Source organism: Sorangium sp. So ce145 (genome assembly GCF_051525985.1).
Lineage (GTDB): Bacteria > Myxococcota_A > Polyangia > Polyangiales > Polyangiaceae > Sorangium > Sorangium cellulosum_B.
The window spans coordinates 248454-261368 of record NZ_CP150315.1; the positions used below are offsets into that span (position 1 = coordinate 248454).

The window sequence follows — 12915 nt, forward strand, 5'->3', positions numbered from 1 at the left end:
TCGTGGCGAAGGCCAAGCACCCCCGCACATCTCGAAGTGCGTGGACGATTTGCATACTGACGGCAACCTCTCATCGTCGCTGTAGGGGTCGAGCGCCGCGCGCACCCAGGCGTGCTGGGCGGATCCGACCTGGGTTGGCATCGGATCCGACCCAGGTTGCCGGCGCGGTGGCCCCGCGGTGGCCCCGACCCAGGTTGCAGCCGCATCGCGGACTAACCGCAACCCAGGTCGGGCTAGGAGTAGTCGCAACGGCTCCAGCGCGGGTGGCGGCCCGCCAGGCGGCCGCCACCCGCGAAGCTTGGTCGAGCCGCGAAATGATTGATGGAAATCCCTGGCACGGCGCTTGTTTTAGTGCGCCTGTCATGAGCCAGCCCCGCGAGATCGTTGCCGGAGCCACCTACCTCATCACCCGTCGCGTCCTGCGCCGGCACCTGCTCTTCCGCCCGGATGCGGCAATCACCCGGCTCTTGGTCTACGTCCTCGCGGTGTCGACCCGCCGTTACGACATCGAGGTCCATGCGCTCTGCGCCATGTCAACGCATCTGCACCTGGTCGTGACCGACTCGAGGGGCGTCCTGCCGCGGTTCTTGCAATTCTTCCATCGCATCGTCGCGCTCGGCACGAAGGTGCTTCGCGGGTGGGAAGGCCCGGTATGGGACCACGAGGCCACGAGCGTGGTGCGGCTGCTGACGCGCGCAGCGGTGGTGGAGAAGATTGCTTATGTCATGGCCAATCCTGTCGCCGCTGGCCTGGTGCAGCATGCGCGCGAGTGGCCGGGCGCCAAGGTGGATGTGGACGAGCTCGGTCGCGGCGTGCTGCGCGCGGCACGGCCTTCGGTGTATCTCGACCCGGAAAATCCCCAGTGGCCCGAGGAAGCGACGGTCTCGCTCGCGCTGCCGCCGGCCATCGAGCAGGACAGCGCGGAGGGCTTTCGCCAGGACGTCTCTGCCGAGCTCGAGCGGCTCGAAGCGCGGGCCCGCGCGGAGGTGCAGCGGCGAGGGCTTCGCTTCTTGGGCGCCGAGGGAGCCGGCAAGGTGTCCCCTTACGAGCGCGTGACGAGCTTCGAGCCGCTGCGCGACGGCAATCCGACGTTTGCGGTGGGTCGCGAGCAGGGAGATGCGTGGCGAATCGCTGGTGCCGCTGTGCGTGCGTTTCGAGCGTCGTACCGTGCGGCACTGGAGCGATGGCGTGCCGGCGTACGCAGCGCTGTATTCCCCGCGGGGACGTGGTGGATGCGCACGTTTCACGGCGCCAGCGTGGCCGACGTCGTGCTCACGGTGTAGAGCCCTAGCGGCGCCGTGGCAGGGAGGCGGGCGGGACGGGCGAGGGCATCGGTGCCTTGTCGTGGGGCGCGTCCGTCTGGGACCGGCGGTGTGGACGGACGAATCTCGTGCGGCGGTATACCCGTGCTTTCGTGTGTCTGCAGGCGGTGCCGAACGCAGAGGAAGCGGAATCAGAGGCAGAGTGCTGTACGCGATGGTTGGCCGAGCGGAATGATTCCTCTCGAAAAGTGGACCCATGGGATAGTCATTCCGGGGTGGGTCGCCGCCGCCCCCCCGGCCGCAACGACCTGGCGGCATCGCAACGTAGGTCGGTCGTTTTGGTCGTTTTGTCGTTTTCGGGTGCGGCACAACCTGGGTAGGGTCGTTTCGTTTCGACGGTGGGTGGCCGCCTCGCTGCTCATCACGGCGCCCCTCGCCGGTGGCTGCTCGGAGGACTACCACTTCACCCCCGTGCGCGTGAAGGCGCTCGAACCCGCGGCCCGGATCGTCGCCGGTGCCTACTTACCTGCGCGATTCTCAGGAACGGTAATACCGCGTGCTGGGGCGACAACGACGCGGGCCAGCTTGGCGACGTTTTCATCGGCTCGCTGAGTACCTCCCCGAGGTGGGTCTCGCTCGCCGCGGACCCCGTGCGTCTCGCCGCTGGTCCGCGGCATACGTGCGCGCTGTTCGACGAGGGGAGGATCAGGTGCTGGGGGGGAGACGTGGGCGGCTCACTCGGCGTCGTGACGGCGGGCTGCGCCGACACTTCCGGGGGCGCGGACGTCGTGGCTGGTGGGCGTTGCCCGGTGCCACCGCGCGACGTGCCCGGCCTGGAGGGCGTGGTTGGGCTCGCGGCCGGCGGGCTCGCGGAGGCGGACGACCCATCGCTCGGGTTCACGTGCGCCGTGCGTGGCGCCGACACTGTGGTCTGCTGGGGTGACAACCGGAGCCATCAGCTCGGCTCCGATCCCGAGACCTCGTGAGGAGCGACCCCGCGCTCGTCCTCGACCTGGGTGGGTTCCCGCTGCGCGGCGTAACGCGCATCGCCGCCGGCGAAGCGCACGCGTGCGCCCTCGACGCGCAGGGCGACGTGTGGTGCTGGGGAGACGGTGCCGCCGGAGCTGCCCGCAAGGAGGGCGTGCGCGGCGCGACCGACGTTGCGGCGGGTGCGGCGGGCGGGCGCCACAGCTGCGCTGCCCTCGGCACTGGACAGGTGGCGTGCTGGGGTCGGAACCTCAACCGCCAGAGCGGCGGCGGGCCCATCATCGACAGCGCCGACGAGGTTGTCGGCGTCACCCTCGTCGAGGGCGTTGCCGGTGCGAAGGCCGTCGTCGCCGGCGGGCGCCACAGCTGCGCGCTGCTGGACGACGGCGGCGTTGTGTGCTGGGGCTCCAACCAGAGCGGCCAGCTTGGCTCCGAGGAGGCCAACCTGGTCTCCGCGCCGGTGCGGGCGGCGCTCGACGTGCGCGCGGTCGCCCTCGCCGCCGGGCGAGAGCACACCTGCGCGCTCGACGAGGAGGGCGGGGTGTTCTGCTGGGGCAGCGACGGCCAAGGCCAGATCGGGACCGGGCGACAGTGACGCGCGCCGCGTGGCTGTTCGCGGCCGTGGCAGGGATGGCCGGCGTCCTCGCCCCTGGCGCTGCTCTCGCCGATCCGGTGCGGCCCTTTCAGATGGATCTCGCCTTCGGCGCGCGCGGGCAGCGGCGTGCGGGTCGTCGAAGGCAGGCTGTTCCTCGGCTGGTGCGGGTCTACCGGCCCCGACAGCGCGTCGTGGCTCCCCTACTTCTCCGGGGCTCTCGGCGGGCGCAGGCTCGACCGACGTTGACGATCGCCGCGGCTTCGACGGCGAGGTGCGCGTAGCGCGCTACGCGCTCGGTCCCGAGCTCCGCGCCCGCTTTGCCGGCGAGAGCGGCACGATGAACCACTACGTCTATCTGGCCGTCGCGCCGGTCTACCTCTTCGCCGGGACGCTGAACGACAGGCTCCCCGAGGCCGGCGGCGCGTTCGGCGCGCGCGCGGCCCTCGGCCTCGGCCTGCCCGTGAAGTGGCGCATGATCTTCGGGAGCCGGGACGAGCGGCTGTGCGACGGCAAGGACGACTGCCTGCTCGTCGACGCCCTGCTCTTCCTCCTCGTCCCCAACCACGTCGAGCTCGCGTACGAGAACGCGGCCGGCTCGTCTCACCGGCTGGGTGGGGCGGTGGGCTACAGCTTCTGAAGCGCGCCGGCGCTTCCCGCGCCCTCACCCCTCGAGATAGGAGCCGAGCTCTCGCTGCCGCGAGCGCGTCCGGAGCTTCTCGAGCAGCTTCGCCTCGATCTGACGGATGCGCTCCCGCGTCAGCGAGAACGACTGCCCGATCTCCTCGAGCGTCTCGTCCTCGTTGCCGTCGAGGCCGAAGCGGCGCCGCAGGAGCTCGCGCTCGCGCGGCTGTAGCGAGTCGAGCAGCTCGCGCGTCTGCTCGATCAGCCGGCGTCGGGCAAGCATGTCCGCGGGCGTGGGCTCGTCGTTGGCCAGCAGATCGCCGTACCGGGTATCGCCCTCCTCGCCGACGGGGGCGTCGAGGCTGAGCGGCTCGAGCGCGAGCTCGCTGATCACCCGCACCTTCTCCACGGTGAGGCCGCTGCGCTCCGCGATCTCCTCGACGGAAGGCTCGCGCCCCCGCTCCTGCACCAGATCTCGTCGGGCGCGCACCACCTGGCTCCGGATCGCGGTGAGGTGGACCGGCATCCGAACGGGCTTTCCCTGGTTGAGGATCGTCCGCTTGATCGCCTGCTTGATCCACCACGCGGCGTAGGTGCCGAAGCGGTGGCCGCGGCGGTACTCGAACTTGTCGGCGGCGCGGATCAGGCCGAGGTTCCCCTCCTGCACGAGGTCGAGCAGCGGGACGCCGAAGCGCTGGTGCTCCCGCGCGATGGCGACCGCGAGCCGGAGGTTCGCCTGGACGAGCTCGGACTTCGCCTGCGCGACGGCGCGGCGCCCCCGGGCGATCGCCGCGATCGTGGCCTCGATCGCGGCGCGCTCCGCCTTGTCCGCCTCGGCCGCTGCTGCGCGAAGGCTCCGCTCGATGCGCTCCTCGAAGGTCGGATCGAGGCGCAGCTCGGCGAGGCCCGCGGCGAGGCCCGCGAGGGCGGTCTCCACGCCGTCCTCGGTGATCTGCCGGCCGAGGAGCGAGCGGGCGAGCGTGAGCAGCTCCGCGAGCCGCTTCGCGGAGGCGTCCGCCTCGGGATCACCCGCGTCGGTCTCGCACAGCAGATCCCGGAGGCTCAGCGCCCCGACCTGGACGTCCTCTGCCGTCGAGGCGAGCTCGCGCAGCGCGACGGGCGACCGGACCCACGCCTCGAAGCAGGCGAGCGCGCCCGCCTCGATACGACGGCCGATCGCGACCTCGCCCTCGCGCGTCAGCGGCTGGCTGCCGGCGAGCGCCCGGAAGTAGAGCTCGGTCGCGCCGAGCGTGGCTTGCGCGCCGGCGGCCTTCGCGCGCCGAGCTGGCGCGCGCTCGCCCGCGCGTCCGCCCGCGGAAGCGATGGAAACGGGATGACTCGATTCGGACTCGCTCGTCGAGAGCGAGGGACGGAACCTCATTCAATGCGCTCCAGTGTTGCCGCTGCGTCGTACCCGACCGCGAAGGGTGTGAGGGGGCACGATCATCAATGCGCCTCGATATCCTAACCGCTGAGGACGTAAATAGGAAAACGAATCGACCGCCGACGTGGCCCGTTTCCACGGCGTTTTTCGGTGTTGTTGCCCGGCTCGGCGCGGCGCGTTCTCGTTGTCCTCGGATGGCGGCGCGCGCGTGTGCGTTGCCGGACGAGTGTACGTCGCCGGACGAGCGGACGCGTCCCGCTCGATCGCGCTGCGGGGCGGAGAGAAGCGGGCGTTGGAGGGCGCGACGTGGGGGCGCCGGCGGAGGGGCCTCGAGAGGGGGCGCTCTCGAACCGACACGGGCGGCCTCGGAGGGGGCGGAGCGAGGTCGCGAGTTGCCGGGGCCGTCCGGCGGGGGAGCGGGGCCGGTCGAGACCGGAGCGGGCGGCCTCGGAGGGGGCGGAGCGAGGTCGCCCTCTGTCTGGTGGAGCGGCCGCGACGGGGCGGGATCGATCCGAGACGGCAGCGGACGGCAACCTGGGTCGGCGGACGGCAACCTGGGTCGGAAGAATCGGCGCGGCGCCGTCTGGGCAGCGGTTGCTATGCTCCATGCCCGCGCTGCCCTCCGGAGCGCGCAGTAGCCATTCCACCGAGGAGCGACGCGCATGATCCAGATCTTCGGCACGGCCAAGTGCAAGGCGACGCGGGCGGCGCAGCGGTTCTTCGCCGACCGGGGCATCAAGGTGCAGCTCGTCGAGCTGCGCGAGAAGGGTCTCTCCAAGGGGGAGCTCGCGAGCGTAGCGCGCGCGGTGGGCGGCGTGCGCGCGCTTTACGACGCGGAGAGCGCGCGGGTGAAGGGGCGTGGCCTCCAGCACCTCGGCCCGAGCGATGCGCGGATCGCGGAGCTCCTCGTCGACGATCCGCTCCTGCTCCGCACGCCCATCGTGCGCGACGGGACGCGCGCCTGCGTGGGCGCGGCCGAGGCGACCTGGAAGGCCTTCGCCGACGCCGCGAAGGGCGGGTAGCGGAAGGGCGGGCCAGGGGATCGGGGGAGGCCGGGCCCGCGCGCGGGTCGAGGCGGCCCCGAAGGGGGCGCGGTCATGCCGCGATCCGCATCACCGCCTCATCGCTGGCGCAAAAGCAAATATTGTACCAACGATGAGGCGGTAGTCAGCGCTCGGGGTGCCTCTCCTCGACGTGGTGCCGTCGACGCTCCACGCGATGCTTCTTCGCCGGCTTCGCCGGAGTCGCCGGCCTGACCGAGGCCCCCGCCTTCACGGTCGCCCCCGCCTTCACGGTCGCCCCCGCCCTCACCGAGGTTGCCGGCCTGACCGAGGTTGCCGGCCTGACCGAGGTTGCCGGCCTGACCGAGGCCCCCGCCCGGACCGAGGCCCCCGCCCGGACCGTCGCTGCCGGCCTGACCGTGGTTGTGCGGTGCACGTGGTGATGGTGATGGTGGCCGTGTCGCTCGAAGCCGACGCGGTAGCGGACCAGGGCGCGCGGCTCGTCCCGGTAGTAGACCCAGCCGTGGTGCGACGGGTAGTACCAGCGGCCGTCCACGTAGTAGACGTAGGTCCCGCGGTAGTACACGCGCGGGTAGGTCTCGACGTGGACCGGCGCCGCTGCGATGTGAACGACCGGCTCCTCGTACACCGCGAACTCCTGGTACGTGACGGTCGCATGGGCCGGCGCAGCGGCCCTGGTGTGGACTTCTGCCGCGCACCCGGTCGCGCCGAGGAGCGCGAGCGCAACGAGCGCGGCCAGCACGGCGAGCCTGCTGCCGCGCTGCTGAGCGCGCGCCGCAGCGCTGGGGGAGGAAACATCGAGGACTGGCACGTTCATCTCCATGGGGGTCACAGGAGCAACTGCGGTGCCACCCGCCGAAGGCGGAGCGCCGCCGCGTGGCACCGCAGGGCGCCGCTCGCTGGTATAGCGCTTGCTGCCGTGCCGCGCATCGGCGCGACAGCGCCAGACTTGGATAAAGGAAGACGATCCCCATGAAACTTTCGAAGGTGCTCACCGGTCTCGCTGGCTGCGTCCTCGCCACTGCCTCGCTCACGGGGTGCATCGTCGTCGGTCATGACGATGACCACGATCACCTCACGCGCGGCTCGCTCACCGTCGCCCTGACCATCGACGGCAGCGACGACCCGTGGGCGTGCTTCGATCACGACGTGAGCGGGGTCGCGGTCAGCGTCGAGGACGAGGATGGCTTCCTCGTCGTCGACGCGGTGGGGGACTGCGATGATCTCGGCCTCACCATCGACGGCCTCTCCGAGGGGTACTATGACGTCGATGTCTGGCTCGTGGATTTCGACGGAGACGCCATGAGCGACATCGTGCGCGTCGAGAGCGTCGACGTGCTCGACGGCGCCGACACGCTTGTGGAGGTCGACTTCCCGTGGAGGTGGATCGACTCATGACGCGCCCGGGCGCCTACTCGCCGCGATCGCGGTCACGAGACCATGGACGCCGTTATTGGATCGGGTAGGCGGGGTCGCGCTCGGGGAGCTCGGCGCTCGCGAAGGCCGCGAGCAGGCGCCGTCGCCGCCGCCCTGCGGGCCATGAAGCCCTGTTACTGGGACTTCTGCGATTCCCCTTGCCGCTGCGCGTAGGCCTGGGGGCCTTGCTGCTGGCTGCTTTGCTGCTGGCCGAGCTGGGCGCCCTGCCGCTGGCCGGGCTGCATCTGACTGCCCTGTCCGCGTTGCTGCTGGCCGAGCTGGGCGCCCTGCCGCTGGCCGGGCTGCATCTGGCTGACCTGTCCGCGTTGCTGCGGTCCGCGTTGCTGCTGGCCGACCTGGATGCCCTGCTGCTGGCCGGGCTGCATCTGACTACCCTGTCCGCGTTGCTGCTGGCCGACCTGGATGCCCTGCTGCTGGCCGGGCTGCATCTGACTACCCTGTCCGCGTTGCTGCTGGCCGACCTGGATGCCCTGCTGCTGGCCGACCTGGATACCCTGCTGCCGGCCGGTTTGCGCCCAGCCGAACTGGCCGCGTTGCTGCTGGCCGGGCTCGGTGCCTTCGTGCTGTCCGCGTTGCTGCTGGCCGCCTGCCTGCTGCTCGTGGAGCAGCAAGCAGAACAGCTGCTCGGCCTCCGTCAGGTGCTGCTCGATGTCCGCTCGCATCGCCTTCACGCGGGTTCGTATCCTGGCGTTCTCCGCGTTCGCGACGCCCGGCATGTCGAGGAGCTCGAGGGCGCGGCGATGGAAGGAGATCTGAGCCCAGATGAAGGCCGTGTCGAACTCGGCGCCTTCCTCCTCTTCCAGCGCTCCGCTCACCTCGGTCGAGCTCTCGTCGAGCTCCCGGCAGCGCGGGCACGACTCCATCTCGAACCTCGAGCCCGCGCCCAGCTGCTCGGACTGGGAGTGCTCCTCGACGATCTGCTCGGCGTAGCGCTTCACATCCGGGGACTCGGCCTTGTCCAAGGCGATCTGCGACAGATCCACCTCCTTCTGGTGGATGAACGAGATCAGCATCGTGAGCTCCGCGTCCGACGGCTGCTGCGTCGCGCTGCGCTCTCCGCGGCCTCCCTGCCTGTCGCCCTGACTGCCGATCTGTCCGCGGCCCCCTTGCCTGCCGCCTTGATGGCCGGCCTGCTCGCCGCACATCTGCCTGTCGCCCGCGCGCTGGCCGCCGGCCCGTTCGCCGCCCTGTCTGCCGCCTTGATGACCGGGCTGCTCGCGGCCTCCCTGCCTGCCGCCGGCCTGCGCTCCACCGCCCCTCCCGGCGCCTCGCGCGCCGTCTCGGCCCGTCTGTCCGTGGCTCCTGCCGTCGGGGCCCGTGCCGGTCCGCTCTTGCCCATCCTTTCCACCGCGATTCGCCTCGGCGTCATCGTCGCTGCCCATGCAGCCGCCGGCCCCCGCGAGGACAAAGCTCCCAGCGAACATGATCGCCATGAGGCGACCTGAACGATTGCCCATCATTGCTTGCTCCTTGGCCGACACCGGCGCGCTGTCGCGCTCACCTGCCGGTTATCGGCCCCGAACATCTGGGTTCGGGAAGCGAGGATGGTGAGCGAGGTGGAGCCCTAAGCCTGCATCGTCATTTCCCCGAGCGCCCCTGCGCCCCCCGCGCGCTCGCGCCGAGAGTCGCAGTCCCGCTCGGCGTCGACCCGGACCCAGCCGGTGCGCAGCGGCCGGCCCGGCGAGCAACCATGATCCCAGGGACCCGCTCGGGCGCTCGCCCGCGCGAGGGCGCACCGCCGGTGCCGTCCGCCCGCGCCTGCGCGGCGCCGGACAGACTGCCAGGCGGCCGGATCGCCGCCAGGCAGCCGGGCATGCGCGCCGCGCGCCGAGGAACCCGCTCGGCCGGGTCGCGCCGCCTTCCGCCGCGCCATCGATGCGCGTAAGCTCCGGCGACGTCCGACCGAGCGCCGCCTCGGCCTCTGCCGAGGCGCCGGTCGCCGTCATCCTATGAGAACCTCCGCGCACAACGGCCCGTCTCCCGGGCCCGCCGCCCGCGTCGACACGACGGACATCGAGGCCCTGAAGCGTGAGCTCGAGCGGCTCCGCGCCGTGGGGTCCCGGGATCGCGGGTGGCTCGACGCCGTGCTCGAGTACAGCCCGCACGGCGTCATCCTCTGCGACGCGTCCGGCAAGCTCGTCCTGCACAACCGGGCGGCGGAGCGCATCTGGGCCGGCAGCGCCTCGACCGAATCGATCAACGACTGGACGCTGTATCGCGCCTTCCACGACGACGGCCGTCCGTACGAGGCAAAGGACTGGGCCATGGCCCGCGCGATGTCCGAACGGCAGGTCATCGAGAGCGAGGAGACCCGGATTCAGCGCTTCGACGGGACGTATGGCATGGTCCTCGGGAGCGCCGCGCCCATCATCGGGCCTGACGGCGAGATCGAGGGCGGGATCTCGGTGTTCGCCGACATCTCGCGCCTCAAGCAGGTCGAGGCCGAGCGCGGCGAGCTCGCCGCGCAGCTCACGAGACAGGTCGAGGAGCTCGATCGCCGCGCCCGGCTCACCCAGGCGCTGCTCGCGGTCAGCACCGCGCTGAGCGGCGCCGTGACGGTCGAGCAGGTGTCCGCCGCCGTCGTGAGCGACATCCACCGGGTGCTCGGCGCCTCGACGACGATGATGTACACGGCGGACGAGGCGGCCGGCGTCGCGGCGCTCGTCGGCCACTCGGGGCTCGAGGAGCAGCGCGCGAGCCCCTATGCGAGGGTGCCCCTCGACGCCCGACTGCCGCTCTCGGACGCGCTCCGGGAGCGCCGCCCCATCTGGGTGGACACGAGGCAAAGCCTGCACGCCGCGTACCCCGAGCTCGCGGCCCTGCGGCCTGTCCGCGACGACGTGAAGGCGCTCGCCGTCCTGCCGATCGTCGCCCACGCGGCGCTGCTCGGCGGCCTCGCGTTCTCGTTCGCGAACGATCGGGCGTGGAGCCCCGAAGAGCGCGAGTTCCTGCTCAGCGTGGCGGCGCAGTGCGCGTCCGCGCTGGACAGGGCGCGCCTCCTCGAGCGGGAGCGCGAGGCCCGGGCGCGCGCGGAGATGCTCGCGGCGGAGCTCGAGAGGCAGCAGGCGACGCTCCGCCTCCTGAGCGAGGCGGGCGCCGCGCTCTCCGGCTCGCTCGACGTGGCGTCGCGGCTCACGCACCTGACCCACCTGGCGGTCCCCACCCTGGCCGACTGGTGCGCTGTCGACATGCTGAACGGCGATTCCATCGAGCGCGTGGCCGTCCACCACGGCGATCCCGCGAAGATCGAGCTCGCCGAGCGCCTCCGGGCGATGTCCCCGCCCCGGCCCGACGCCCCGGCGGGCGTGTCCGCGGTGATCCGCGCCGGTCGCTCCGAGTGGATGGCCGACATCCCCGACGCCGCCATCGAGTCCGCCGCGCTGAGCCCCGAGCACCTGCGCCTGATCCGGTCGCTCGGGCTGAGATCCTATGTCGTCGTCCCGCTCCGGGGGCGCGACCGGACCATCGGCGCGCTGACGCTGGTCCACGCGGAGTCGGGCCGCCGCTTCAGCCAGGCGGACGTCGCGCTCGCCGAGGAGCTCGCCAACCGCGTCGCCCTGCTGATCGACAACGCGAGGCGGTTCCAGGAGGCGCAATCGCTCATCCGGGCGCTGGAGCGGACCAACGCCGAGCTCGACCAGTTCGCGTACGTGACGAGCCATGACCTGAAGGCGCCCCTCCGGGGCATCGCGAGCCTCGCCCAGTGGATCGAGGAGGATCTCTCCGACAAGCTCACCGCGGACACGCGCCATCAGATGGATCTCCTGCGCGGGCGCGTGCGGCGCATGGAGGCCTTGATCGAGGGGATCCTGGCCTACTCCCGCGCCACGAGGTTCCGCGAGAAGCCGGAGAGCGTCGACCTCGACAGGCTGGCGAGGGAGGTGGTCGAGCTCATCGCCCCGAGGCCGCCCGCGCGGGTGACGCTCGACGTGCCGCCGGCGACCCTGCGGACCTACAGGGTGCCCTTGCAACAGGTGCTCATGAACCTCATCACGAACGGCCTCAAGCACGCAGGCCGCGAGGACGCGGCGGTCTCCGTGTCCGCACGGGAGCAGGGCGACAGGGTCGAGGTCTCCGTGTCCGACAACGGGCCTGGGATCGCGCCCGCGTTCCAGGAGAAGGTGTGGGGGATGTTCCAGACGCTGCAGGCGAGGGACAAGGTGGAGAGCACGGGGATCGGCCTCGCCATCGTGCGAAAGATCGTGGAGAGCCGCGGCGGGCGGGCGTGGGTCGAGTCGGACGGCAAGAGCGGCGCGACGTTCCGGTTCACGTGGCCCAGGAGGGAAGAGGCGGAGGGCGCCGGGTAGTCGTCGCGCCCGCCGAGCTGCCCGGGAGCGCGCTGCCAGCGACGGGCTCGGGGACGAGGTGCTCAGTTCGAGGGCTTCGGCATCTGGAACACCACGGCTTCCTCTTCGGCTTCCAGGTTGTTGACGTTCCAGTAGATGGACCCGCAGTCGACGGCGATCTCGAAGAAGTACGGCTGCCCGGTCGCGAGGGTGACTGTGTCCCCCATGCCGAGGTGCGCCCTCCGCACCTCGCCTTTCCCCTCGCTGTTCATGTAAACGGTCCAGTAGACGAACTCGTCGTCCACCGCGAGCGACTTGGCGATGGCCTGAGCGTCGACCGTGGTGGTGAAGGGCGGGGCGCTCGGCGCCGCGCTCGTCGCCTTGGACTGGACCGCGCCGGTGCCGTCGGTCACCCAGTGCACGACCCCGTTGGCGAGGACGAGCGCTGACGGGTAGCCGTTGGTCTCCGCGAAGACCTCGGCGGTCTCGCCGAGGGGATCCTTCGTCTTGCGCAGGATCTGGCGCGCGAAATACTCCGACCAGTAGACGTGCGTCGCGTCGACGGCGACGCCGATGACCTGCTCGCCGGAGGCGACCTGCTCGGCCAGCGCCTGGCTGCCGTCGGCCTTCGCCCGCCAGACGGCCGCGGGCGTCTGCGTCGCCCAGTAGACGCTGTCGCCGAACGAGGCGATGCGGCCGAAGCCCGTGACGACATGCTCGCCCTCCGGCGGGGGGACCTTCGCGATCTGGATCGGGCTCGAGCTCGGCGGATCGATGGAGATCCCCAGCACGTCGCCGTTGCCCCAGTTGGTCCACGAGAGCTGCCCGCCCGAGTAGGTGACCCAGGCGGTATCTCCGAAGCCGAGGGTGCCCGGGAGCGTGCGCGCGGCCCCGCCGTCCTTCGGGATGGCGACGATGGCCTGGTTGCTGGCCATGAGCACGAGATCCCGGGTGACCACCATGCCCTTCGCATTGGACCCGAGCTCCCCTGGTATCTGCGTCACGGGGCACTCCCCCACGGCGCAGCTCGACGGGGGGCACTGCGGCGTGCCCCCGGCGCTGCCGCCGTCGCCGCCGTCGCCGTCATCGCCGCCGGTGCCATCGCCGCCGTCTCCGCCGGTGCCCGACGTCGTCTGGGAAGAGCCTCCGTCCCCGGATCCCGTGGTCGTCGTCGAGGAAGCGGAGGAAGCCCCCTCCGTGCCAGGCTCGATGCCGAAAATGAGATTGCAACCGGTGCCCGTCGCCGCGAGCGCGAGCAGGGCGCAGGGCAAAGCGATCTTGCTGTGCATGATGGAGTGTATACATCCCCGGCCACGCCCCC

The 12915-nt window shown here is 71.4% G+C and carries 11 protein-coding genes and 1 pseudogene; 8 read left to right on the forward strand and 4 right to left on the reverse strand.

Annotation, left to right across the window (positions count from 1 at the left end; genetic code table 11):
* Positions 1–362: 362 nt before the first annotated feature.
* From WMF34_RS00965 to WMF34_RS00985, 5 genes and pseudogenes are all read left to right on the forward strand, one after another.
* Positions 363–1283, forward strand: a complete 921-nt coding sequence (locus tag WMF34_RS00965) for a transposase (protein ID WP_044963635.1) — start codon at positions 363–365, stop codon at positions 1281–1283.
* 629 nt (positions 1284–1912) lie between these two features.
* A pseudogene (locus WMF34_RS00970) lies at positions 1913–1978 on the forward strand (hypothetical protein); the annotation flags it as partial.
* Between the two features lie 9 nt (positions 1979–1987).
* Positions 1988–2248: a hypothetical protein gene (locus tag WMF34_RS00975; RefSeq protein WP_231864642.1), complete on the forward strand. Its 261-nt coding sequence runs from the start codon at positions 1988–1990 to the stop codon at positions 2246–2248.
* Positions 2245–2844, forward strand: a complete 600-nt coding sequence (locus tag WMF34_RS00980; protein WP_437992116.1) for an RCC1 domain-containing protein — start codon at positions 2245–2247, stop codon at positions 2842–2844. Before WMF34_RS00975 ends, WMF34_RS00980 begins: the two co-directional genes overlap by 4 nt.
* Before the next feature lie 271 nt (positions 2845–3115).
* Positions 3116–3481, forward strand: coding sequence for a hypothetical protein (locus WMF34_RS00985; protein WP_012232824.1), 366 nt, complete (start codon positions 3116–3118; stop codon positions 3479–3481).
* Between the two features lie 24 nt (positions 3482–3505).
* On the opposite strand, the gene WMF34_RS00990 is transcribed toward WMF34_RS00985, so the two are convergent.
* Positions 3506–4846: a sigma-70 family RNA polymerase sigma factor gene (locus tag WMF34_RS00990; RefSeq protein ID WP_437992117.1), complete on the reverse strand. Its 1341-nt coding sequence runs from the start codon at positions 4844–4846 to the stop codon at positions 3506–3508.
* Between the two features lie 665 nt (positions 4847–5511).
* On the opposite strand from WMF34_RS00990, the gene WMF34_RS00995 reads away from it, so the two are divergent.
* Positions 5512–5871 carry an arsenate reductase family protein gene (locus tag WMF34_RS00995; protein WP_437992118.1) on the forward strand — a complete coding sequence of 120 codons (360 nt, stop codon included), beginning with the start codon at positions 5512–5514 and terminating at the stop codon, positions 5869–5871.
* Between the two features lie 145 nt (positions 5872–6016).
* Here WMF34_RS00995 and WMF34_RS01000 read toward each other — a convergent pair whose 3' ends face one another.
* Positions 6017–6682, reverse strand: a complete 666-nt coding sequence (locus WMF34_RS01000) for a hypothetical protein (RefSeq protein WP_437992119.1) — start codon at positions 6680–6682, stop codon at positions 6017–6019.
* 161 nt (positions 6683–6843) lie between these two features.
* Between WMF34_RS01000 and WMF34_RS01005 the strand changes: the two genes are divergently transcribed.
* Positions 6844–7269: a hypothetical protein gene (locus WMF34_RS01005; protein ID WP_012232828.1), complete on the forward strand. Its 426-nt coding sequence runs from the start codon at positions 6844–6846 to the stop codon at positions 7267–7269.
* A gap of 152 nt (positions 7270–7421) precedes the next feature.
* Here WMF34_RS01005 and WMF34_RS01010 read toward each other — a convergent pair whose 3' ends face one another.
* Complete coding sequence (locus tag WMF34_RS01010; RefSeq protein WP_012232829.1) at positions 7422–8768, reverse strand: DUF4142 domain-containing protein; 1347 nt, start codon at positions 8766–8768, stop codon at positions 7422–7424.
* A gap of 489 nt (positions 8769–9257) precedes the next feature.
* Here WMF34_RS01010 and WMF34_RS01015 point away from each other — a divergent pair, with 489 nt between their 5' ends.
* Positions 9258–11615, forward strand: coding sequence for a GAF domain-containing protein (locus tag WMF34_RS01015; protein WP_437992120.1), 2358 nt, complete (start codon positions 9258–9260; stop codon positions 11613–11615).
* Between the two features lie 62 nt (positions 11616–11677).
* Here WMF34_RS01015 and WMF34_RS01020 read toward each other — a convergent pair whose 3' ends face one another.
* Entirely contained in the window at positions 11678–12883 is a 1206-nt protein-coding gene (locus tag WMF34_RS01020) for an ABC transporter permease (RefSeq protein ID WP_437992121.1), read from the reverse strand.
* Positions 12884–12915 lie beyond the last annotated feature (32 nt).